At 69.1% G+C, this 19863-nt stretch carries 19 protein-coding genes; 2 read left to right on the forward strand and 17 right to left on the reverse strand.

Annotated features, from left to right (window positions below; all coding sequences use genetic code 11):
- Nucleotides 1–32: 32 nt before the first annotated feature.
- The gene (locus KY661_RS17480) at nucleotides 33–656 is read right to left on the reverse strand and encodes a hypothetical protein (protein ID WP_225411274.1); all 624 of its coding nucleotides are present in this window, start codon (nucleotides 654–656) and stop codon (nucleotides 33–35) included.
- Between the two features lie 112 nt (nucleotides 657–768).
- Between KY661_RS17480 and guaA the strand changes: the two genes are divergently transcribed.
- Entirely contained in the window at nucleotides 769–2322 is a 1554-nt protein-coding gene (gene guaA / locus KY661_RS17485; RefSeq protein WP_317987277.1) for a glutamine-hydrolyzing GMP synthase, read from the forward strand.
- Nucleotides 2323–2325: 3 nt separating this feature from the next.
- Here the strand turns inward: guaA and KY661_RS17490 are convergent, their stop codons facing one another.
- The 4 genes from KY661_RS17490 to KY661_RS17505 all read right to left on the reverse strand — a co-directional run bounded on the left by KY661_RS17490 (nucleotide 2326) and on the right by KY661_RS17505 (nucleotide 7507).
- Nucleotides 2326–3411 carry an enoyl-CoA hydratase/isomerase family protein gene (locus KY661_RS17490; protein WP_225411276.1) on the reverse strand — a complete coding sequence of 362 codons (1086 nt, stop codon included), beginning with the start codon at nucleotides 3409–3411 and terminating at the stop codon, nucleotides 2326–2328.
- Between the two features lie 14 nt (nucleotides 3412–3425).
- On the reverse strand, nucleotides 3426–4535 hold the full coding sequence (locus KY661_RS17495; RefSeq protein ID WP_225411277.1) for a hypothetical protein: 1110 nt from the start codon (nucleotides 4533–4535) through the stop codon (nucleotides 3426–3428).
- Between the two features lie 12 nt (nucleotides 4536–4547).
- Complete coding sequence (locus KY661_RS17500) at nucleotides 4548–5339, reverse strand: TFIIB-type zinc ribbon-containing protein (RefSeq protein WP_225411278.1); 792 nt, start codon at nucleotides 5337–5339, stop codon at nucleotides 4548–4550.
- An 83-nt stretch (nucleotides 5340–5422) separates the two neighbouring features.
- A complete protein-coding gene (locus tag KY661_RS17505) occupies nucleotides 5423–7507 on the reverse strand; it encodes a S46 family peptidase (protein WP_225411279.1) in 2085 nt (694 codons plus the stop codon).
- A gap of 287 nt (nucleotides 7508–7794) precedes the next feature.
- Here KY661_RS17505 and KY661_RS17510 point away from each other — a divergent pair, with 287 nt between their 5' ends.
- The gene (locus tag KY661_RS17510; protein ID WP_225411280.1) at nucleotides 7795–8331 is read left to right on the forward strand and encodes a hypothetical protein; all 537 of its coding nucleotides are present in this window, start codon (nucleotides 7795–7797) and stop codon (nucleotides 8329–8331) included.
- A 6-nt stretch (nucleotides 8332–8337) separates the two neighbouring features.
- Here the strand turns inward: KY661_RS17510 and KY661_RS17515 are convergent, their stop codons facing one another.
- From KY661_RS17515 to KY661_RS17570, 12 genes are all read right to left on the reverse strand, one after another.
- Nucleotides 8338–9171, reverse strand: coding sequence for a DUF3014 domain-containing protein (locus KY661_RS17515; RefSeq protein ID WP_225411281.1), 834 nt, complete (start codon nucleotides 9169–9171; stop codon nucleotides 8338–8340).
- Nucleotides 9172–9272: 101 nt separating this feature from the next.
- Entirely contained in the window at nucleotides 9273–10163 is an 891-nt protein-coding gene (locus KY661_RS17520) for a ribonuclease H-like domain-containing protein (RefSeq protein WP_225411282.1), read from the reverse strand.
- Nucleotides 10163–10579, reverse strand: coding sequence for a (deoxy)nucleoside triphosphate pyrophosphohydrolase (locus KY661_RS17525; protein WP_317987274.1), 417 nt, complete (start codon nucleotides 10577–10579; stop codon nucleotides 10163–10165). Before KY661_RS17525 ends, KY661_RS17520 begins: the two co-directional genes overlap by 1 nt.
- An 8-nt stretch (nucleotides 10580–10587) precedes the next feature.
- Nucleotides 10588–11742: an outer membrane protein assembly factor BamB family protein gene (locus KY661_RS17530; protein ID WP_225411335.1), complete on the reverse strand. Its 1155-nt coding sequence runs from the start codon at nucleotides 11740–11742 to the stop codon at nucleotides 10588–10590.
- 13 nt (nucleotides 11743–11755) lie between these two features.
- Nucleotides 11756–12574: a tetratricopeptide repeat protein gene (locus KY661_RS17535; protein ID WP_225411283.1), complete on the reverse strand. Its 819-nt coding sequence runs from the start codon at nucleotides 12572–12574 to the stop codon at nucleotides 11756–11758.
- A 78-nt stretch (nucleotides 12575–12652) separates the two neighbouring features.
- Nucleotides 12653–14041 (reverse strand): ribosome biogenesis GTPase Der, encoded by a 1389-nt coding sequence (der, locus tag KY661_RS17540; protein WP_225411284.1) that lies wholly within the window; start codon nucleotides 14039–14041, stop codon nucleotides 12653–12655.
- Nucleotides 14041–14982 (reverse strand): GTPase Era, encoded by a 942-nt coding sequence (era, locus tag KY661_RS17545; protein ID WP_225411285.1) that lies wholly within the window; start codon nucleotides 14980–14982, stop codon nucleotides 14041–14043. Before era ends, der begins: the two co-directional genes overlap by 1 nt.
- 234 nt (nucleotides 14983–15216) lie before the next feature.
- Entirely contained in the window at nucleotides 15217–15903 is a 687-nt protein-coding gene (locus KY661_RS17550) for a peptidylprolyl isomerase (protein WP_075005458.1), read from the reverse strand.
- Nucleotides 15904–15946: 43 nt separating this feature from the next.
- Nucleotides 15947–16669: a ribonuclease III gene (gene rnc / locus KY661_RS17555; RefSeq protein WP_225411286.1), complete on the reverse strand. Its 723-nt coding sequence runs from the start codon at nucleotides 16667–16669 to the stop codon at nucleotides 15947–15949.
- Nucleotides 16670–16672: 3 nt separating this feature from the next.
- Nucleotides 16673–17713, reverse strand: coding sequence for a methylmalonyl Co-A mutase-associated GTPase MeaB (gene meaB, locus KY661_RS17560; RefSeq protein ID WP_083423053.1), 1041 nt, complete (start codon nucleotides 17711–17713; stop codon nucleotides 16673–16675).
- A 2-nt stretch (nucleotides 17714–17715) separates the two neighbouring features.
- A complete protein-coding gene (locus KY661_RS17565) occupies nucleotides 17716–18585 on the reverse strand; it encodes a hypothetical protein (RefSeq protein ID WP_225411287.1) in 870 nt (289 codons plus the stop codon).
- Between the two features lie 6 nt (nucleotides 18586–18591).
- Complete coding sequence (locus KY661_RS17570) at nucleotides 18592–19734, reverse strand: acyl-CoA dehydrogenase family protein (protein ID WP_225411288.1); 1143 nt, start codon at nucleotides 19732–19734, stop codon at nucleotides 18592–18594.
- Nucleotides 19735–19863 lie beyond the last annotated feature (129 nt).

Genomic DNA, 19863 nt, shown 5'->3' on the forward strand with positions numbered 1-19863 from the left:
GCGCCTCACCCGCGGTGAAGCCGGGGGAAGGGCTACTTGCCGCCCCGGCGCTTGGTTCCACCCGTGCTGCCGGCCTCCTCCTCGGGGGCCTTGGCGGCGGGGGAGACCTTCTTCTCCGCGTTGGCCACGCGGTTGAGCAGCTGCTCCTTGTCATCCGGGGCGAGCGTCTCGATGGCTTGGCGGAGGGTGTCGAAGTCCAGGCGCGCGATGGTGACGGCGTTGCCGCCCTTGATTTCCTGCACCGTGGGCACGTCCACCAGCTCGCGCATGTAGGTCTCGAACTCGACCTTCACGTCCTCGGTCTGCTGGATGCAGGTGTCCTTGGCGGCGACGATGGCGCCGGCCCCCTCGCGGTACTGGAGGTCGGGGTTGCGCAGCATCGCCTCCTCGAAGGTCTGCGTGCGCTTGCGCAGGGAGCTGAAGAGGGTGATGTAGTCCATGAGCCGGTCCGTCTCGGGCCGGTTCACGTTGCGCGCCTTGAGCAGGTCCTCGTCCGTGTTCAGGCAGGACACCTTCTCCAGGTCGCTCGCCTCGGGGGTGTCCTTCACCGCCAGATTGGCCGTCTCGCGGTCGAGCCGGTCCTCCGAGGAAATCTCCCGCGTCAGACAGCCGGCAGAGAGAAGAAAGAGTGAGGCAGCGGCGGACAGGCGGCGCATCCAGGACCTCGAATAAGAACGGGAACCGGCAGGTGAAGTGTTAAACGGTTGATCCGCGAAAGTTTGTAGCGGTATGGGCCGCCCTCCGTCAACGACGCCCCGGGAGAACCTCGTGGACATCCACGCCGAGAAAATCCTCATTCTCGACTTTGGCAGTCAGTACACCCAGCTCATCGCCCGGCGGGTCCGGGAATTGGGCGTCTACTGTGAGATTCACCGGCCGGACCTCCCCGCCGGGGAAATCCGCCGGTTTGCCCCGCGCGGCATCATCCTGTCCGGGGGCCCGGCCTCCGTGGAGACCGAGGGCTCGCCCCGGTGTGACCCGTTCGTCTTCGACGCGGGCGTGCCGGTGCTGGGCATCTGCTATGGCCTGCAACTGCTGGCCAAGCTGCTCGGGGGCAAGCTGGACCGCTCGGCGCACCGGGAATACGGCAACGCCGAGGTGGAGGTGCTGACGGCCCGGGGGCCCTTCGCGGCGTTCCACCCGGGCGAGCGGCTGAAGGTGTGGATGAGCCACGGGGACCGGGTGGACGCGCTCCCGCCAGGGTTCGAGGCCATTGGCCGCAGCGGCAACTCGCCCTTCGCGGCGGCCGCGCACACGAGCAAGCCCTTCTACGGGCTCCAGTTCCACCCCGAGGTGGTCCACACCGCGCAGGGCAAGGCCATGCTGCGGGCGTTCCTGTTCACCGACTGCAAGGTGAGCGGCACCTGGACGATGAAGGGCTTCATCCAGGAGGCGGAGGAAGCCATCCGCCGGCAGGTGGGCGAGGAGGGGCGGGTCATCTGCGGCCTGTCCGGCGGGGTGGACAGCTCGGTGGCGGCACTGCTCCTGCACCGGGCGATTGGCCCCCGGCTGCAGTGCATCTTCGTGGACAACGGGCTGCTGCGGCAGGACGAGCGGGCGCAGGTGGAGGCGCTCTTCGTGGACCGCTTCCACGTGCCGCTGAAGACGGTGGATGCGCGGGAGCGCTTCCTGCAGAAGCTCGCCGGGGTGACGGACCCGGAGAAGAAGCGCAAGACCATCGGCCGCGAGTTCATCGCGGTGTTCGAGGAGGCCGCGCGCGAGGTGCAGGACGCGGGCTTCCTGGCGCAGGGCACGCTCTACCCGGACGTCATCGAGTCCGTCTCGTACAAGGGCCCCTCGGTCACCATCAAGAGCCACCACAACGTGGGCGGGCTGCCTGAGCAGATGAAGCTCAAGCTGGTGGAGCCGCTGCGCGAGCTGTTCAAGGACGAGGTGCGGGTGCTGGGCCGGGAGCTGGGGCTGCCCGAGGAGATGGTGAACCGGCAGCCGTTCCCCGGGCCGGGCCTGGCCATCCGCGTGCTGGGCGAGGTGACGGAGACGCGGCTGGCGCTGGTGCGCCGCGCGGATGCCATCGTCCAGGAGGAGATCCGCACGGCGGGGCTCTACACGGAGCTGTGGCAGGCGTTCGCGGTGCTGCTGCCCGTGCAGAGCGTGGGGGTGATGGGGGACGAGCGCACCTACGAGTCCACCTGCGTGCTGCGTGCGGTGACGAGCGTGGACGGGATGACGGCGGACTGGGCGCGGCTGCCGTACCCGGTGCTGGAGCGCATCTCCACGCGCATCACCAACGAAGTGCGCGGCATCAACCGCGTGGTGCTCGACATCTCGTCGAAGCCGCCGGCCACCATCGAGTGGGAGTAGCCCTCAGGGGCGGGCAGGGGAGGGAACGAATTCATCCTCTCCCCGGGCGGCGAAGCACGCCTCCACGTCCGCGTCGCGAACCTCGGCCAGGGTGGCGGGGTTCCAGCGCGGACGCTGGTCCTTGTCCACGAGCACGGCGCGGATGCCCTCCCGGAAGTCCGGCGACACGGTGAGCGTCTGGCTGAGCCGGTACTCGATGCGGACCACCTCGTCATAGGGCAGCGGGCGGCACAGCCGGAGCTGGCGCAGCGTCACCTTCAGGCTGGTGGGTGACATCCGGGCGAGGGTGGCCCGGGTGGCCTCGGCCCACTCGGTGCCCTCGGCGGCGAGCGCGGAGAGGATGTCCTCCACCCGGTCCGCCGCGAAGCACCGGTCCACCCCCGCCTGGTGCGCGCGCAGCGGCGCGGGCCCCGCGTCCGTGGCGAAGGAGGCCAGGAGCCGGGTGGTGACGTCGTGCGCCTGGCCCTTGCTCCAGTCCGCGGAGACCAGGGCCTCCAGCAGCGCCTCGAGCCGGGAGTGCTCCACGTGGTGGGTGCCGTAGCCGAGCCACATCGCATCCGCGGCGTTGGCGCGGGTGCCGGTGAGCCCCAGGTACGTGCCCATGGCGCCCGGAAAGCGCGGGAGGAACCAGCCGCCGCCCACGTCCGGGAAGAAGCCGATGGCCGTCTCGGGCATGGCGAACATCAGCCGCTCGGTGACGACGCGGTGGGAGCCGTGCATGGAGAGCCCGAGCCCACCGCCCATGCTGATGCCATCCACGAGCGCGATGAAGGGCTTCTCGAAGTGGTGGATGCGGTGGTTGAGCGCGTACTCGCCCTGGAAGTATTCGCGGGCCAGGGGGGCTTGGCCCTCGGGGACGGGCGCATCGAGGGACGCGGCCACGGCGCGCACGTCCCCGCCCGCGCAGAAGGCCTTTCCACCCGCGCCGCGAATCACCACGGCCCTCACCGAGGGCTCGCGGGCCCAGGCCTCCAGCTGCGGGTGAATGGCCCGGATCATCCCCAGATCGAGCGCGTTGAGCGCCCGGGGGCGCTCGAGCGTCACCAGTCCGATGGGGCCTCGCGTCTCCAGCACAACGTCATGGCTCATGGGGGGCATGTACCTCACTGAGAGGGGGCGTTCACATCGATGAGGATTCGGTGGCGGTAGAGCTCCAGCAGGATGTCCTCGTGGAGGTCCGCCTGCTTCTCGTCCCGGAGCCGCTGGCGCACGGTCTCCACGGGCTGCTTGCCGTTGAACTCCACGAGCAGGCTGTAGGCCTCGCCCGGCAGGGCGACGGCATCGAACTCGCTGTAGGAGGCCAGGGCGATGCTCCCATCCGGGAGCCACTGCACGGTGGCGCCGGGGTTGAGCTTGAGCACCTGGGGGAGCCGGGGGGCCACGGCCGCCCCGTAGCGCTGCTTCAGGATGGACAGCTCGATGGTCCCATCGATGCCCAGGAGGTTCTCGAAGTCCTTCACGGAGAGGGCGCGGACGCTCTCGTAGCAGGCCTTGTAGAACTCGGCTTCCCGTCCGGCCCAGCCGCCCCACAGCTCGGCATACTCCTTCTCGGGCGGGGGCTGGTCATCCAGGTCCTCCACGGTGAGCGGCACCGTGGCGGCGTCGGCCTTGTCGCGACCGGTGAGCACATAGTCCGGCAGGTGCTGGAGCAGCGCGTGGCGCGACAGCTGGATCTCCGCCAGGGTGAGCCACGTCTTGAGGGTCATCCAGAACTTCCGGCCGTCGGCGCCCGCCACGTACTTGCAGAAATACGTGGAGCACACCGCCTCGCGGTAGCGCCAGATGGTGCACAGGCCGCCCTGGCCCTCGTAGTACGGGCAGCGCAGGGACTGGGTCCGTCCGAAGGCTTGCCGGGCGTTGTTATAGAGGAGGGTGTAGCGGGGAGGGGCCTTGAGCCACTGGGGGTTCACGGCCACGCGCCGGGCCAGCTTCTCCTGGATGCGCCGGCGGCCCTCGGCCATGGCGGCGTCCTCGTCCGAGAGGATGGCGCCCACCAGATAATTGGGCAGCCGGGGGTGGTAGGTGCAGCACTTGGTGTCCGGCCGGAAGAACCGGGTCACCCCGTCCACGGACTCGATGGGGTTCGGGTTCGAGGCCTCGCACATGGCGCACGAGGAGCACGTGGCCTTGGTCTCCTCGGGGACAGGCCCCTGGAAGAACGAGGGAAAGAGGGACCGGTAGAGCGCAGGAAGGCTGTCCAGCAACGGGGGCATGCAGGAGGGTCCTTAGAAGAGATCGCCGATACCGCCAACGACGCTGAAGAGCGCGTCCATCCCGAGATCGATGAGGTCCACCCCATCGCTCACGGTCTCCACGATGTCCACCCCATTGGAGCTCTCGGAAGGCGCGGGAGGAGGGGGATTTCCCGCGGCCCGGGACGCCTGCTGCGCCTGGGCATCGAGCGCCCGGAAGAATCCGTCCATCTGGAGCGTGTCCATGAGGATCTGCGCGGCCACGGCGGGGGCCAGGACAGCGCCCGCGACGGCCACGGCCTTCTTGGCATCGTCGAGCGTCACCCCCACGGCCTTCGGATCCAGGATGCAGAGCGGCGCATGGCAGGCCGGGCACGCGGTGTCCCGGGCCAGCGCGATGGGCCCGCCACAGTCGGAGCACTGCAGGAGCTGCGCGTGCTTCTTCAGCTCCGTGAGCTCCCGGGCGGAGAGGCTGCGGACGATTCCCTTCTCCCGGAGGAACTGGAAGAAGGTGATGAAGCGGCCGTGCGCGGAGGGACAGCGGAAATACTGGAAGCGGTTGTCCCGCGCCATGTCGTGCGTGCGCGACAGCACCTCCCGGCAACGGGGGCACTTCATCGCGTGGAGGAGCTGCGTGCGCGCGCTCCGCTTGCCGTGCATCTCGCGGAACAGCTGGAGCACCCCCGCGGCGGACAGCTGGGGGCTCTCCTGGGCGTCGAACCACACGCCGTGGCAGGCGTGGCAGACATCCAGGAGCACCTGTCCGCCAAGGCGCTTGTCGAAAGCCTGCTCGGCCGAGGGGGATTGGCAACCAGGACAGTTCATGAAACCCGCCATCCTACAAAGAGAAGGGCTGTCCAGGGCATCCCGGACAGCCCTTGAACGTCATGGCCTCGAAAGGCCGGGACTCACCCCGCCGGGGGGCTCTTCACGGTGGGGGCCTTGGTGGGACGCAGCTCCTCAAGCAGGCGCGTGGCACCGTAGACCGTCTTCAGCGACTCGGAGATGGCCTCGCTGTGCACGGAGACGGCCCGGTTGACGCTCTCGTCGAAGCCGAACTCGCCGCCCAGGGACTGGATGTTGCCGTCGAAGACCAGGCCGACAATCTCCGCGTCCTTGTTGATGACGGGCGAGCCGGAGTTACCGCCGATGATGTCGTTGGTGCTGGCGAAGTTCATGGGGGTGCTGGCCTTCAGCTTGTTCTTCGCGTCCAGCCAGGTCTTCGGCAGCGCGAAGGGGTCCTCGCCGGTGTGCCGGTCGAAGGTGCCTCCCATGACGGTGACGGGGGTGACCTTCTTGCCGTCCTCCGTGTAGCCCTTCACCGAGCCGTAGGACAGGCGCAGGCTGAAGGTGGCGTCCGGGTAGACGTTGGTGCCGTACACGTCGAACTTCGCCTTGGCCACCAGCTCGCTGTTCTTGCGGATGACCGAGTCGATGTTCTCGTCGTAGTTCTTCCGGATGGCGCGGGCGTCGGGCTCCACGAGCCGGGCCAGGGCGATCATCGGATCCTTGGACTCGGTGATGGCCTTCTTGCCGCCCTCGAAGAGCTGCTGGCGGACCTTGACGTCGCGCAGCTGGCTGCCGTTCACCACGCGGGTGGCCAGCGTCAGGGGCGACTCCTTGCCCAGCACCTTCTTCACGAACGGGTGGTCCGAGCCCAGCTCCTCGCGCAGCTTGGTGAGGCTGAACTCCAACCGGGCAATCTCCAGCTCCGGGTAGATGGGCGCCGGGCTGAAGAGCTGGGCCTTGAGGGCGGGCAGGTTCGAATCCGCGAACTCGCGCAGCCGCTGGCCGTTCTCCTTGGGGAGTTCCTCGGCGCCGCGCACCAGCGCCATGGCCAGGGAGTACATCTGCGAGCTGAAGCCCGCGTTCTTCTCGATGAAGGTGTAGTCCTTGCGGATGTTCTTGAGCTGCTCCTGGGCCTTGGCGATCTCATCCCACGCGGCGCCGTATTTCTGCTTCAGCTCCGGGGAGGCGTTGACCTTCTGGCGCAGCTCCTGCTCGGCGGCGACCTTCTGCGCGAAGAACGCCTTGTCCAGCAGGGCCTCGTGACGGCCTTTCTGCGCCTTCACGCCGTTCTCCACGCCGAAAAGGATGTTGTTGGAGATGCGCTTCTGCTCGGGACCGCGCTTCTGGAACTCGGTAATCATCCCGCGCATCTCGGACATGAACATCAGGGTCTTCGGCAGCACCACGTCCCGGTGGTACTCGAGCTCCGCGATGGTCAGCCCGCGCGAGGTGCGGCCCGGGTGCCCGGAGATGAACGTCAGATCGCCTTCCTTCACGCCCGACTTGGACCACTTGAAGTAGTGGTTCTGGGGGGCCGGCTTTCCGTCCTGGTAGACGCGCACGAAGCTGACGTCCAGGTCGTACCGGGGGAACTCGAAGTTGTCCGGATCGCCGCCAAAGAAGGCGATGGCGTGCTCCGGGGCGAACACCAGGCGCACGTCCTGAAAGCGGCGGTACTTGTAGAGGTTGTACTTGCCGCCCTGGTAGAGCGTCACCACGTCACAGCGGAGCTGGTCGCTGGTGGCGCATTCCTTCTCGATCTTCGACATCTCGGCCTTGAGCGTGTCGCTGTACTCCTTGCCGGTGCGGCCCTGGGTGGCCGTGTTGAGCCGGTCCGTGACGTCGGTGATCTCCGCCAGCTGGTTGATCTCCATCGCGGGGCACTGGATTTCGTCCGCGAGCGTCTTCGCGTAGAAACCGTTGGCGATGTAGTCCTTCTGGGCGGTGGAGAGCTGCTCGATGCAGCCCCGGGTGCAGTGGTGATTGGTCATCACCAGGCCGTTGGCGGAGACGAAGCTCGCCGAGCAGCCGCCCGCCAGACGCGCCGAGGACAAGCGCACCTTGTCGAGCCACTGGGGCGTGGGCTCGAAGCCGTACTTGGACTTCACCGCGGCGGAGGGGAAATTGTTGTAGGTCCACATGCCCTCGTCGGCGAGCGCGGGGAGCGCTCCCACCAGGGCGGCTACGACGGCCAGATGCCTCATTGCGAAAATCCTTTCCGGCAACGACGGGTGCCGGGCGTTCTGCGGGAACCCATCCAGCCGGTCAAGCGGGGAAAAATTCCCGGACCCGCTCAACGGCCCAGCCGGCCGCCGATTGCCGGGGGCAGTGGGGGCCGCGAACAGGAACCCCCAGCCCCTCGGGTCCGCGAACGCTTAGTTTACATAACGCATCTTATCAGACTCCACGTATGGGCCGTTTCCCGAGGGGAAATCCCCGGTCCTCCTTAGGACTTCTCGGTTCCCGGCCTGGGACGTAGCTTGTCCGGCCTATGCGCCTGGCCCGGTTTGGTTCCCTCATTCTCTGCACCTCGGTGCTTCTGACTGGCTGTCCGGACAAGCCGTCCGCGGGTCCGCAGGATTCCGGTATCGCCCCTGTTGCCGCCCCGGATGCGAACCTGCCGCCCGAGGCCACCGCGTTCACGCTCCGGTATCAGCTCAACGACGCGGGCCTGGAGCCCATCGCGATGACCGTCGATGAGCGGCCCTCCATCGAGTCCACCTCGGTGCTGGAGCTGCGCAGCTCGCGGCCGCTTCGCAATTACCGCATCCGGCTGTTCGACGAGGCCGACCGCGCCATGATTTCCGATGACTCCGTCGAGGAATCCGCGGACGGCGTCGTCTATCGAATCACCCTGCCGAATCCGCTCAAGACCGGCCACCGGTACACCCTGGTCGCCGATGCCCAGACCGGCGCGTCGTTCACGGATGACCTGGGCCGCGAGCTCGAGGATCTCCGCTTCGAATTCCAGGTGGCCGGCGAAAAGGAAAAACCGGCCCCACCGCCCGCGAAGAAAAAGCGCCGGTAATTCGGCTCAGTTCCCGCCCATGGGCAATTCCAAGGCGCCCTGGAGCTCCCGGAGCCGGTTCTGGACGAGCTGCATGTTCCGGGGCCCCATCCGCAGCAAATGCTTCTGGGCGCGGCTCAGCCCCTCCAGCTGCGGATCCGCGTACACGTAAATGGCCCCCCGTCCGGTGACTTCCACGTCGTCCGGAGGCACCGGCACATCCAACAGGTGCTGAATCGCCTGGGCCAGGGTCTGCTCGAAGGAACGTCCCGGCGGCGCGATCTCCACGTAGACCCGGTCCGCCAGCGGCTTGAGTTCCTTCCAGGCGGCCACCGAATTCTGCACGTCCAGCGAGCCAATCACCCGGGCCACCGGATCGTACCGCTCGTAGCTGCTCGGATTGATGGTCGTCTTTCCCTCGTCCTCCACGACCTGGAAGCCCTCCGTGGGCCCCATGAAGGACAGCACCATGCGTGGGCTTTCACCGTCCGAGATGTTGCTCACCGCCGTCGTGAACCGCTGCAGCAGTCCCTCCACGCCCAGCCACTTCGCGAATTCGGGATCCGAGGACAGCGCCGTCATGTTCTGGCGGACCCGGGAATCGCCTTCCTGAACCGAGGGCGGCGGCGCCAAGGGAGCCGCCCCCGCGTCCGCCTGGCCGGATGCCGGCCCGGGAGCTGCGGGAACCTCCGGAGGCGCTGCCGGCGCCTGCCGCAGCACATGCCACGCGCCGGCACCGATGCCCACCAAGGCCCCGAACGCCAGCAAGGCCCCCACGATGCGGGCCCGGGCGGAACCCGGCCGGGGGGGCTCGCCACCGGAGGTCTCTGGTGGACCTCCGGAAAAGGACTGCTCGCTCATGGGACCTCCCGCACTGCGTTTCCCGATGGTGAATCCTCGCTGAGTGCCGGAACCCCCGGCTCCTGGCGGGATTCCCAGGACCCGGAAGTGAACAGCCCCGGTCACCCGTCGCGCAAATCGCGGTCCTGGCGGCGCACCCGCTCGAGCGTCTGCAAGTCCCGCTCGGACGGCCCCAGCTCCAGGATGATCTTGCTGACGTCGTACAGCACGTCCCCCCGGTGGAACACCGGCAGCCGGGGCACGTCCTGGTTCAGGTCGTCCGCGCCCCGGTTGTAGGCCATGTCCATCAGCGTGCGGAGCTGGAACGCGTCGTAGAGGTTGTACTCCACGAGGAACCGCAGGGCCTCCACGTCCGCCCGGGCCTGGTACGCACGCCACAGCAGCACCGCGTCCCAGCCGTTCACGCCCTTGAGGTGCGGCGGCCGGCCGAAGCCCAGCTTGTCCTCGATGTCCTTCAGCCCGCCGCCCATGCCCAGGCGCCGCGTCACGAAGCGCAGATCGATGTGCGCCTCGGGGCTCGGGAAATGCTCGGCGCCAAAGTAGTTCCGCAGCACGGGCGCATCGAAGACGGTGCCGTTGAACGTCACCCACAGCCGCCGCGCCGCGAGCGCCTCGGGCAGCGCGTCCATGTTCCGGCCCTGGATGAAGACGTGCAGGCCCACGCTGTCGAACAGGCAGACCACCGTGGGCACCTGCGTCTGGCTGCCGTCCGTCTCGATGTCGAAGTAGACCGCGTCCCCGGCGAACTCCGGGTACAGCCGCCAGTGCTCCCGGGATGGGAGGAGCTGCGCCAGCGTCCGCAAATCCTTTCGCTCCAGCGCCTCGCGGGCCCGGAGAAGGTACTCGCGCGCCACCTCGTCCGTCTTCTTGCTGATGGCGACGCCGGTGCCCGCGGCCGGGAAGTCGTCCCAGGTCCGGATGCCGTCGGCCCACAGCTCCTTCTCGCGGAACGGCCCGACCCCCGGAATGAGCTGGAACGTCCGAGCGAGCATCACCCCAGGGTCCCCATCCTCCCGGCCACCAGGTCCTCCAGCAGCGGGATGTCCGCCTCGCAGAACGGCAGCGCCCCCATCTCCGCGGGCGTCAGGAACCGCAGCGCGTGGGCGCCCAGCGGCTTGGGCTCACCGGACACGAGCCGGGTGGCGTACAGCACCAGCTCCACCGTGAGATCCGGGTACGTGTGCCGGCCCTCCCACAGCCGCCGGCCCACCTCCAGCGCCACGTCCAGTTCCTCGCGGCACTCGCGGGCCAGGGCCGCCTCGTCCGTCTCCCCGGGCTCGACCTTGCCGCCGGGAAACTCCCAGAGCAGGGCCCGGCTGCCGCCCGGGAGCCGTTGCTGCACGAGGAACCGGGAGCCGTCCTCCGGGTGCGGCAGCAGCGCCGCCACCACCCGGACCGTGCGAGCCACCCTCCCCGTCAACCGCCGCCCCCGCGCAGGTGCAGCGCATAGAGGTAGCCGTTGTTCGACAGGACGTAGGCGTTGGAGCCCATCACCCGGGGCGGCGCGCTGATGCCATCGCCCGGGTTCCATTCCATGCGGGACTTGCCCGTGCGCGGATCCACGAACAGCAGCGCCCGCTGGTTGGCCAGGAGAATCATCCCGCGCGCCAGCACCGGCGAGCGTCCCGCCCGGTCGCCCAGGCTCATGGACCAGAGCAGCCGGCCGTTGTCGCTCAGGTAGGCATCCAGCCGGCCATCCCCGCTGGCGATGACCACCTCGCCGGCCGCCATCACCGACGTCAGGCCGCTCACCGCGTAGTTCCACTCCACATCGCCCGTCTCGGCGTCCAGCGCGTACAGCCCGCCCTGGTAGGACGTGACATAGAGCCGGCCCGCATCGTTGATGACGGGCGTGGAGTCCACGTCCAGGAACTGGGTGGCGCCCGAGGACAGCGCCTTCTCCCACTTGCCGGTGCCTGCCTCCACGTCGAGCGCCACGAGGTACCCGTCCGAGAAGCCCAGGTACACGGTGCCGTCCTTCACCAGCGGGGAGCCCGCGCCGTGAATGGTGAAGCCGGTGGGCGTGTCCCGCCGGTACTGCCAGGCCCAGGTGCCCGTGTCCGCCTTCACCGCGAACAGCGTGTCGCTCTCGGAGGCCACCAGCACCAGCGTCCCGGCGACCACCGGGGTCGTCGCGAGCGCCTCACCGGCCTCGTATTTCCACTTGAGCTTCCCGGTGCGCACATCCAGCGCGTACAGGAAACCGTCCCCCGCGGGGACATAGGCGATGCCCTCGTGCACCGCCGCGCCCGCCGAGAAGCGGTTGCCCGTCTTGTAGCTCCACTCCAGCGTCCCGCCGGGGGCCACGCACCGGATGACGCCATCCCGGGTCAACGTAATGACGCGCCCGGAGTCCGGATCCACCGCCGGGCTGGCCAGCTCGCGCGGGCCATACTCCAGGGCGATCGGCTCGACGAGCGGGGTCCACCAGGCCACCTCGAAGAACTTCGAGGGCGCCTGGCGGGGACTGGACGTCACCGGGTTGCCATACAACGGAACGGAGCTGCACGCGCCGAGCAAACCCACGGCCGCCGCGGCCCCGATCCAACGCTTCCACGCACGCCGCTTCATCATTGCCGAGGGTCTATCCCGCATCCTGCGCGGAGTCAGCGGGCGCCGCCGGGGTGGGCACCTTGACGCCCTCGGCCGCCAGCAGGGCCAGCCGCTCGGTGGACAGCCGCGCCGCGGACGAGGCCGCGTGCTCGGTGGGAATCTTCGCCAGCACCGCCGCCGCCTCGTCCTTCTTGCCCTGGAGGATGAGGATGCGCGCCCGGTGGTACTGGCCCATGCCGGCCAGGAACCCGCCCGAGTTCAGCTTCGCCATCTCGTCGAACGCCGCGAGCGCCGGCTCATACTTCTGCTGCGCCTCGTAGGCGTAGCCCTGGCCCTCGAACGCCGAGGCGCGCAGCGGGTCATTCTGCGCCGCGCCCTTGAGGAACTCGCCGAAGGCGGCGACCGCCCCGTCGTGGTTGCCCAGGCGGTACTCGGCCTTGCCCAGCGGCAGGGCCGCGGCCGCCGCGGCGCGGGTGCCCGAGTGCTCGGCGCGGAACGCCGTCAGGGCCTTCACCAGCGCGTCATCCTGCTCCTGGGCGGTCTTGAAGGGGGCAGGCTCTCCGGGAGCCACGGGCGGCTGCTCGCCCTCGGAGGCCGGGACCACCGGCCGGTCGAGCACCGCGAGCGCCGCGCCCAGCGCCTGGGCCGCCTTCGCCTCGCCGCGCGCGGAGGTGTAGCTGAACAGGGCCGCGCCCAGGCCGCCCACCAACAGCACGCCCACGGCGATGACGACGATCCGCTGACGCTGGACCAGCCAGTCCTCGGCTTCGGCCCCCACACGCTGGAAAGCGTCCGGCTGCTTGAGCTCCTGCTTGGGCTCCTCGGGAGGAATCTTCTCGGGCTTGGCCACGTCGCTGAACCTCTTCTTCTCTGGGGCGAAAGGCGGCGCAATCTACGGAGCGCCCGCCGGGGGTGTCAACGCGAACACTCAGCTCTTCTTGCCCTTGCCCTTCAGGTGGGGCTTCTTGCGGGACTCCCGCTTGGCCTGGCCCGGCCGCGCCCGGAAGAGCAGCCGCAGGGGAACCCGCAAGTCGAACGTCTTGCGAAGCTGGTTGGTGATGTACCGCTTGTACATGTCCGGCACGCGCTCGGGGTTGTTGCACGTGAGGGCAAAGGTGGGCGGCGCCGTGGCCACCTGGGCGATGTAGTACAGGCGCAGGGGCTTGCCGGCGACGATGGGGGCCGGGTTCGAGTCCACCATGTGCTCCAGCAGCCGGTTGAGCTGCGGGGTGGGCGCCCGGTACCGGAACTGCTCGGCCAGCTCCACGGCGATGTCCACCACCTTCTCCACCTTGGAGCCCGTCAGCGCCGAGGTGAAGATGATGGGCGCATAGCCCACGAACTTCAGCGAGTGCTTGAGCGCCTCGCGGTAGGCCTCCTGCCGGCGCTGGTCCGTGCCGATGAGATCCCACTTGTTCACCACGATGACGAGCGCCCGGCCCTTGTCCTCGGCCAGGCCCGCCAGCTTCGCGTCCTGGTCCACCGCGGGCTCGGTGGCGTCCATGATGAGCACCGCCACGTCGCTGCGGTCCATCACCTTGAGCGCCGACACCACGGAGAACTGCTCCACCCGGTGCGCGATGGAGCGCTTGCGCCGGATGCCCGCCGTGTCCGTGAGGATGAGCTTGTGGCCCTTGTAGGTGAGCGCCGAGTCGATCGGGTCTCTCGTGGTGCCCGGCACCTCGCTGGCCACCACCCGCTTCTCCTTGAGGATGGCGTTCACCATGGTGCTCTTGCCCACGTTGGGCCGGCCGATGATGGCCACCCGGAGGGTGCCGTCCTCGGGGAGCACCTCGGCGTCCTCGCCCTCCTGCTTCGGGGGGAGCCGGTCCAGCACCGCCTCCACGAGCTGGGGCACGCCCAGGGCGTGCTCGGCCGACAGGGGCATCACCTCGCCCAGCCCCATCCGGAAGAACTCCGCCGAGAGCGCCTGCATGGCATCCGAGCCGCTGTCGAGCTTGTTGGCGGCCACCAGCACGGGCTTGCCGCTCTTGCGCAACAGCTCCGCCACCGCCTCGTCCGCGGCGGTGAGCCCCGCGCGCCCGTCGGTGACGAAGAGGATGACGTCACACTCCTCCACGGCCAGCTGCGCCTGCTCGCGCACCTGCTTGAGCAGCGAGTCCTTCTCGCCCGGGACGAAGCCGCCCGTGTCGATGAGGGTGAAGGTGCGGTCCCCCCACTGCGCGTCCGCGTAGTGGCGATCCCGCGTCACGCCGGGCTCGTCCTCGACGAGCGCGAGCCTCCGCCCGGCGAGCCGGTTGAACAGCGTGGACTTGCCCACGTTGGGGCGACCGACGATGGCGACCAGCGGTTTCATTACTCGTAACCCAGCTTCTTGAGCCCTTCGGGGCGCTCGCTCCAGCGAGGCTCCACCCGGACCCGGAGCGAGAGATAGACGTGCGCACCCAGCAGCCGCTGGATGGCCTTGCGCGCATCGGTGCCGATGGTCTTCAGCATCTGGCCCTGCTTGCCGATGATGATGGCCTTCTGGCTGTCGCGCTCCACGTAGATGGAGGCGGCGATGCGGATGAGCCCCGCGAGCGGCCCGGGCGGCGAATCCGGCCGCGGCTCGCGCTCGGACTCGTCGAACACCTCCACCAGCACCGCGGTGGAGTACGGGATTTCCTGCCGGCAGTGCCGGAGCACCTGCTCGCGGATGTACTCGGAGACCAGCATGCGCTCCTGCTGATCGGTGAGCATGTCCTCGTCGAAGATGCGCTCGCCCTCGGGCAGGTGCTGCAGCACCACCTGGAAGAGCCGGTCCACCCCGTCCCCCTCCCGGGCGGAGATGGGCACCACCTCCGCGAAGGGGAACTCGGTGCGGTACATGTCGATGAGCGGGAGGATGAGCGCCTTGGGCAGCGTGTCGATCTTGTTGATGACCAGGAAGGTCGGCTTGCCCATCTTCTGCAGCCGCTCGAGGATGGTCCGGTTGCCGGGGCCCACCTCCAGCTTCTCCCCGCCGGGGATTTCCACGACGAAGAGGACCAGGTCCACTTCCTCGGCCGCCTGGAGGGCGGTCTCCACCATGTAGCGGTTGAGCTCGCCCTTGGCCTGGTGGATGCCCGGCGTGTCGATGAAGGCCACCTGGCCCTCCGGGCGCGTCACCACGCCCAGGATGCGGTTGCGGGTGGTCTGGGGCTTGGGCGAGACGATGGCGATCTTCTCGCCCGTCAATTGGTTGATCAGCGTGCTCTTGCCCACGTTGGGGCGGCCAATGAGCGCGGCAAAGCCGCTGCGGTAGGTGTTCGAGGCCATCGGTCTGGAGATGATCTGGGGACCGCCCTCTCGGGAGGCCCCGTGGGACTGCGGCGACTGAGGCTCCCCTGCCCGCCTTCCCGGCGGGCGAGTGACTGCGGAGCCCTGGAGATGGTCAACTTGCGGATACGGATGTCCTGAACGGGCACCTCAGAGCCCTTTACCACCTCGCCGAGGACAGTGTGCCGATTGTTGAGGTGGGGGGTGAACCCCACAGTCCTCCCCGGCGTCTCCTCAGGGCTTGGGGGAAGCCTTCGGCGCGGGCTTCGGCGCGGCCTCCGGGGCCTTGGCGGCGGGGACGAGCCCCTTGGGGGGCTTCTCGCTCAAGTCGATCTGGGTGAGCGTGACGGGCGTCTGCGGGCGGTCCGCGGGGCCGCGGGGGACGTTGGAGATGGCCTCCACCACCTCGTAGCCCTTCACCACCTCACCGAAGATGGTGTGGCGGTTGTTCAGGTGCGCCGGGGTGGAGGTGGTGATGAAGAACTGGCTGCCGTTGGTGCCGGGGCCCGCGTTGGCCATGGCCAGGATGCCCGGCTTGTCGAAGGTGCGGCCGCTCTGGAACTCGTCCTCGAAGCGGTAGCCCGGGTCGCCCCGGCCGGAGCCCAGCGGGTCCCCGCCCTGAATCATGAAGTCCGGAATGACGCGGTGGAACACCGTGCCGCTGTAGAGGGGCTTCTTGGACATGTCCCCCGTGGCCGGGTCGCGCCAGGGCTTCTCGCCGGTGGCCAGGCCCACGAAGTTCGCCACCGTCTTGGGCGCGTCCTTGGAGAAGAGCTTGACGGTGATGTCGCCCTGGCTCGTCTTGAGCGTGGCGTAGAGATCCTTGCCGGCCTGGACCTTCTTCGTCCATTTGCCAGCAGCGGGCTGGGCTCCCGCGAGGGAAGCGGTCAGCAGGAGGGCGGTCGCGAGCATCCGGAACATGGGTTCAGAACCTACTCGCCCCCCTCCCCCCGTCCAAGGGGTTTCACTTCGGGGTGTCGTCCTTGCGAAGCATGTCCAGGGTGGCCCGGGCGGCTGCCTGCTCGGCTTCCTTCTTGTTCCGGCCGGTGGCGCGCGCGTACAGCTCCGAGCCGATGGAGACCTCCACCTCGAAGGTCTTCTCGTGGTCCGGCCCCGCCTCGGCCACCACCCGGTAGCGCGGGGGCACCTTCAGCCGCACCTGCGCGTCCTCCTGGAGCTTCGTCTTGTAGTCCAGGCCGCTGCGCCCCTGGGCCACCCCGTCCAGGGCCTCGGCGAAGTGCTGATCCACCAGCGTCATGACGGGCTCCATGCCCCCGCCCAGGAACACCGCGCCAATCACGGCCTCCAGGGCGTCGGCGAGCAGGGAGTTCTTCTCCCGCCCCCCGGTCATCTCCTCGCCCCGGCCCAGCAGGAGCATGGCCCCCAGCCCCAGCCGCTTGGCGATGCGCGCCAGCCCCTCCTCGTTGACGATGAGGGCGCGCAGCTTGGACAGCTCCCCTTCGGCCGCCAGGGGGAAGCGCTCCATCAACCGGTGGCTGATGGCCAGGTCCACCACCGCGTCCCCCAGGAACTCCAGCCGCTCGTTGTCCTGGAGCCCCGCGTCCCGGTGCTCGTTGAAGTAGCTCTTGTGGGTGAGCGCCGCGAGCCCCAGGTCCTTGCGGAGAAACGGCACCCCGAGCCGGAGCTCCAGCGACTGGACGCGCTCTTGGAGGTTCTGCTTGTCCACGCGCTACTCCGAGAGCTGACTCGCCAGTTCCTCGGCGAGCGCGTAGGGGTCCGCCTGCCGCTCGGCGATGCGGCTGGCCACCTCGTCCAGGCGGCCCCGCTCCCGCTCCAGCCGCCCCAGCGCGCCGCGCAGGAGCCGCTCGCGAAGCAGGGCCACGAACTGCATGGCGGCCCGGGCCCGCTCCCGGTCCCGGCGCTGGCCCGTCTCGTCCAGGAAGAGGCGGTGCTGCTCCACCGCCTCCACCAGCTCATCGATGCCCTGGTTGCGCGCGGCCACCACCTTGAGGATGGGCGGCTCCCACTCGCGCGCGGATGGGGGCTCCTCCACGTGGTGCCCCTGCGCCTTGGCGAGCACCATCCGGTGGTGCGCGTCGTGGTCCATGGCGGGCGCCTTCACCGCGTGGCGCAGCTCCAGCATCATCCGCAGCTCGCGCACCATGCGGTCGGCGCCGTCCAGGTCCGCCTTGTTCACCGCGAACAGGTCCGCCACCTCGAGGATGCCCGCCTTGATGGCCTGCACGTCGTCGCCCATGCCCGGCACCGCCACCACGATGGTGGTGTGCGCCATCTGGGCGATGTCGATCTCGTCCTGCCCCACCCCCACCGTCTCCACCAGGACGATGTCCTGGCCCATGGCGTCCATGACGCGGATGCAGTCGCCGGTGGCGCGCGACAGGCCGCCCAGGTTGCCGCGCGTGGCCAGGGAGCGGATGAAGACCCCCGGGTCCGTGGCGTGCTCCTGCATGCGGATGCGGTCGCCGAGGATGGCGCCGCCGGTGAAGGGGCTCGTCGGGTCCACCGCGAGCACGCCCACGCGCTTGCCCTGCTTGCGGTAGCGGGCGATGAGCCGGTCGGTCAGCGTGGACTTGCCCGCCCCCGGCGAGCCCGTGATTCCGATGATGTAGGCGCGGCCCGTCCGGGGAAACAGGGCCTGCAAGTCCGCCGTGGCGCTCTGCACGCCATCATCGATGTTGCGCATCAGGCGCGACGCGGCGCGGATATCCCCCGCGAGCACCCTCTGGGACAGTTGAGTCGCCGTAGCCAAGCTCACTCCTGTGGCGTGTCCGGGCCGATGAGCTTCACGGCCTCGGGGGGGACCTTCAGGAGGTCCGCCACCAGTTGGACAATGCCGGGGAAGTCATCCAATTCGAAACGCTCCGCCCACACCTTGCCCCGCGAGCCCGCCAGCAGCCCCCGGAAGGTGCGCCCCACCAGCCGCGCCGCGGCGAAGCGGTAGGACTCGCCGTTGACGGTCATCTGCACGAGCAGCTCCAGGTGGCTGCGGGGCGGCACGATGGCCTGGGCCCCGAAGTGCTCCGCCAGCTCCGCGAAGCGCACCAGGCCCCGCGAGGCCAGGGGCGCCGGCGCGGCCCGGGTGGGCGGCTCGTCGAAGAGCGCCACCAGGTAGCCCGCGAGCACCTCGCGCTCGCGGAACTCGGACAGCTCGAAGCGGTGCACGGCGCTGTGCTCCAGCGGCGTGCCCTGGCGCAGCACCTGGCCCACCCGGAAGCCGCCCTGCCGGTCCGCCGCCAGGGTGAAGGTGAAGGCGCCGGACACCAGCTCGGCGGACAGCTCCAGCGTGTCCGGGTTCACCTGCGGGTGAAGCCCCAGGGCGTTGAGCTGCGCGGAGCGGCGCTCGACGTGGAACAGGTGCTCCTCGAAAACTTCCCGCACGAGCAGGCCCAGCTCCCCGGCGCTGGCCACCGAGCGCCAGGGCAACGAGGGCAGGCCCGCCACGGCCGGCGGCGCAAGGGGCGTCAGCCGGTCCGGCCCCACTTGAAAGGTGACGTGGGAGAGGCGCTGGTGGGTGACCGGGTTCTCCGGAGCCACCTGAGGCTCCAGCGTGAGCGTCGCGCGGGCGCCGTCCTCGCTGGTCTCCACCGTCAGTCCGAGCTTCTCGAGCTGGGCTGTGTCCATCCTGGATTAACCCTTGAAGATCTCGCGGGCGATAACGCTGCGCTGGACCTCACTGGTCCCTTCGCCAATCTCGCACAACTTCGCGTCGCGAAGGTAGCGCTCCACAGGGAACTCGCGGGTGTAACCGTAGCCGCCGTGAATCTGCACGGCCTTGTTGCAGGCGCGCGTGGCCGCCTCGGAGGCGAACAGCTTGGCCATGGAGGCCGCCTGGGTGTACGGCTGGCCCTGGTCGGCCATGACGGCCGCGCGGTGGACGAGCAGCCGCGCCGCGTCCAGCTCCGTCTTCATGTCCGCGAACATCCAGCGCAGCCCCTGGAACTCGGCGATGGGCTGGCCAAAAGCGGTCCGCTCGCGGGCATAGCGCAGGGACTCCTCCAGCGCGCCCCGGCCCAGCCCCACCGCCAGCGCGCCGATGGTGATGCGGCCCTTGTCCAGAATCTTCAGCGTGTCGATGAAGCCCCGGTCCACCTCGCCCAGCCGGGCCGAGTCGGGCACTTCCACGCCCTCCAGGATGAGCTCCGCCGTGTCCGAGGAGCGCATGCCCATCTTGCCGTGGATGGGGCGCTGGCTGAAGCCCTTGAGCCCCTTCTCCAGGATGAAGGCGGTGATGCCCTTCTGGCGCTTCTCGGGGCTGGTGAGCGCCAGCACCACGAAGACATCGCCCACGGTGCCCTGGGTGATGAACATCTTGGCGCCGTTGAGCACCCACGCGTCCCCGTGGCGCACCGCGGTGGCCTTCAGGCCGGAGGCATCCGAGCCGGATCCGGGCTCGGTCAGGCCCCAGGCGCCCAGCCACTCGCCGGTGGCCAGCTTGGGCAGGTACTTGCGCTTCTGCGCCTCGTTGCCGAAGACGCGGATGTGGCTCGTCCCCAGGCCGTTGTGCGAGGCGACCGTGAGCGCCAGCGAGCCGTCATAGCGGGCGATCTCCTCGACGGCGACCGCCACGGCCAGGCTGTCCATCGCGGCCCCGCCGTACTCCTCGGAGACCAGCATGCCCAAGACGCCGAGCTGGCCCAGCTCCCGGACCACCTCCATGGGGAACGTCTCGTTCTTGTCCCACTCGCGGGACGGAGCCTTCACCTGGCGCTCGCAGAAGTCCTTGAGGGAAGCCCGGAGGGCGCGGTGGCTTTCAGGAAGTTCGAAGTCCATGGTTTTGAGAGGGATCTCATAGCAGGAGAGCCCCCGGTGAGGGGGTTCCTAACGGGCCCCCTCCCCTTTTCACACCCCGGAGTGTTCGAGCCTTCCTGATGGCAGGAAGCAGAAGCGTCAACAGCCGGA

The sequence above is a fragment of the Allostigmatella hybrida genome (genome assembly GCF_020103775.1).
GTDB lineage: Bacteria > Myxococcota > Myxococcia > Myxococcales > Myxococcaceae > Hyalangium > Hyalangium aurantiaca.

What these genes read in the sequence shown, in the direction of transcription:
- KY661_RS17480 (WP_225411274.1), bottom strand. Translation starts at nt 656, where the DNA reads ATGCGCCGCCTGTCCGCCGCTGCCTCACTCTTTCTTCTCTCTGCCGGC.
- KY661_RS17490 (WP_225411276.1), bottom strand. Translation starts at nt 3,411, where the DNA reads ATGAGCCATGACGTTGTGCTGGAGACGCGAGGCCCCATCGGACTGGTG.
- KY661_RS17495 (WP_225411277.1), bottom strand. Translation starts at nt 4,535, where the DNA reads ATGCCCCCGTTGCTGGACAGCCTTCCTGCGCTCTACCGGTCCCTCTTT.
- KY661_RS17500 (WP_225411278.1), bottom strand. Translation starts at nt 5,339, where the DNA reads ATGAACTGTCCTGGTTGCCAATCCCCCTCGGCCGAGCAGGCTTTCGAC.
- KY661_RS17505 (WP_225411279.1), bottom strand. Translation starts at nt 7,507, where the DNA reads ATGAGGCATCTGGCCGTCGTAGCCGCCCTGGTGGGAGCGCTCCCCGCG.
- KY661_RS17510 (WP_225411280.1), top strand. Translation starts at nt 7,795, where the DNA reads ATGCGCCTGGCCCGGTTTGGTTCCCTCATTCTCTGCACCTCGGTGCTT.
- KY661_RS17515 (WP_225411281.1), bottom strand. Translation starts at nt 9,171, where the DNA reads ATGAGCGAGCAGTCCTTTTCCGGAGGTCCACCAGAGACCTCCGGTGGC.
- KY661_RS17520 (WP_225411282.1), bottom strand. Translation starts at nt 10,163, where the DNA reads ATGCTCGCTCGGACGTTCCAGCTCATTCCGGGGGTCGGGCCGTTCCGC.
- KY661_RS17530 (WP_225411335.1), bottom strand. Translation starts at nt 11,742, where the DNA reads ATGAAGCGGCGTGCGTGGAAGCGTTGGATCGGGGCCGCGGCGGCCGTG.
- der (WP_225411284.1), bottom strand. Translation starts at nt 14,041, where the DNA reads ATGAAACCGCTGGTCGCCATCGTCGGTCGCCCCAACGTGGGCAAGTCC.
- era (WP_225411285.1), bottom strand. Translation starts at nt 14,982, where the DNA reads ATGGCCTCGAACACCTACCGCAGCGGCTTTGCCGCGCTCATTGGCCGC.
- KY661_RS17550 (WP_075005458.1), bottom strand. Translation starts at nt 15,903, where the DNA reads ATGTTCCGGATGCTCGCGACCGCCCTCCTGCTGACCGCTTCCCTCGCG.
- KY661_RS17565 (WP_225411287.1), bottom strand. Translation starts at nt 18,585, where the DNA reads ATGGACACAGCCCAGCTCGAGAAGCTCGGACTGACGGTGGAGACCAGC.
- KY661_RS17570 (WP_225411288.1), bottom strand. Translation starts at nt 19,734, where the DNA reads ATGGACTTCGAACTTCCTGAAAGCCACCGCGCCCTCCGGGCTTCCCTC.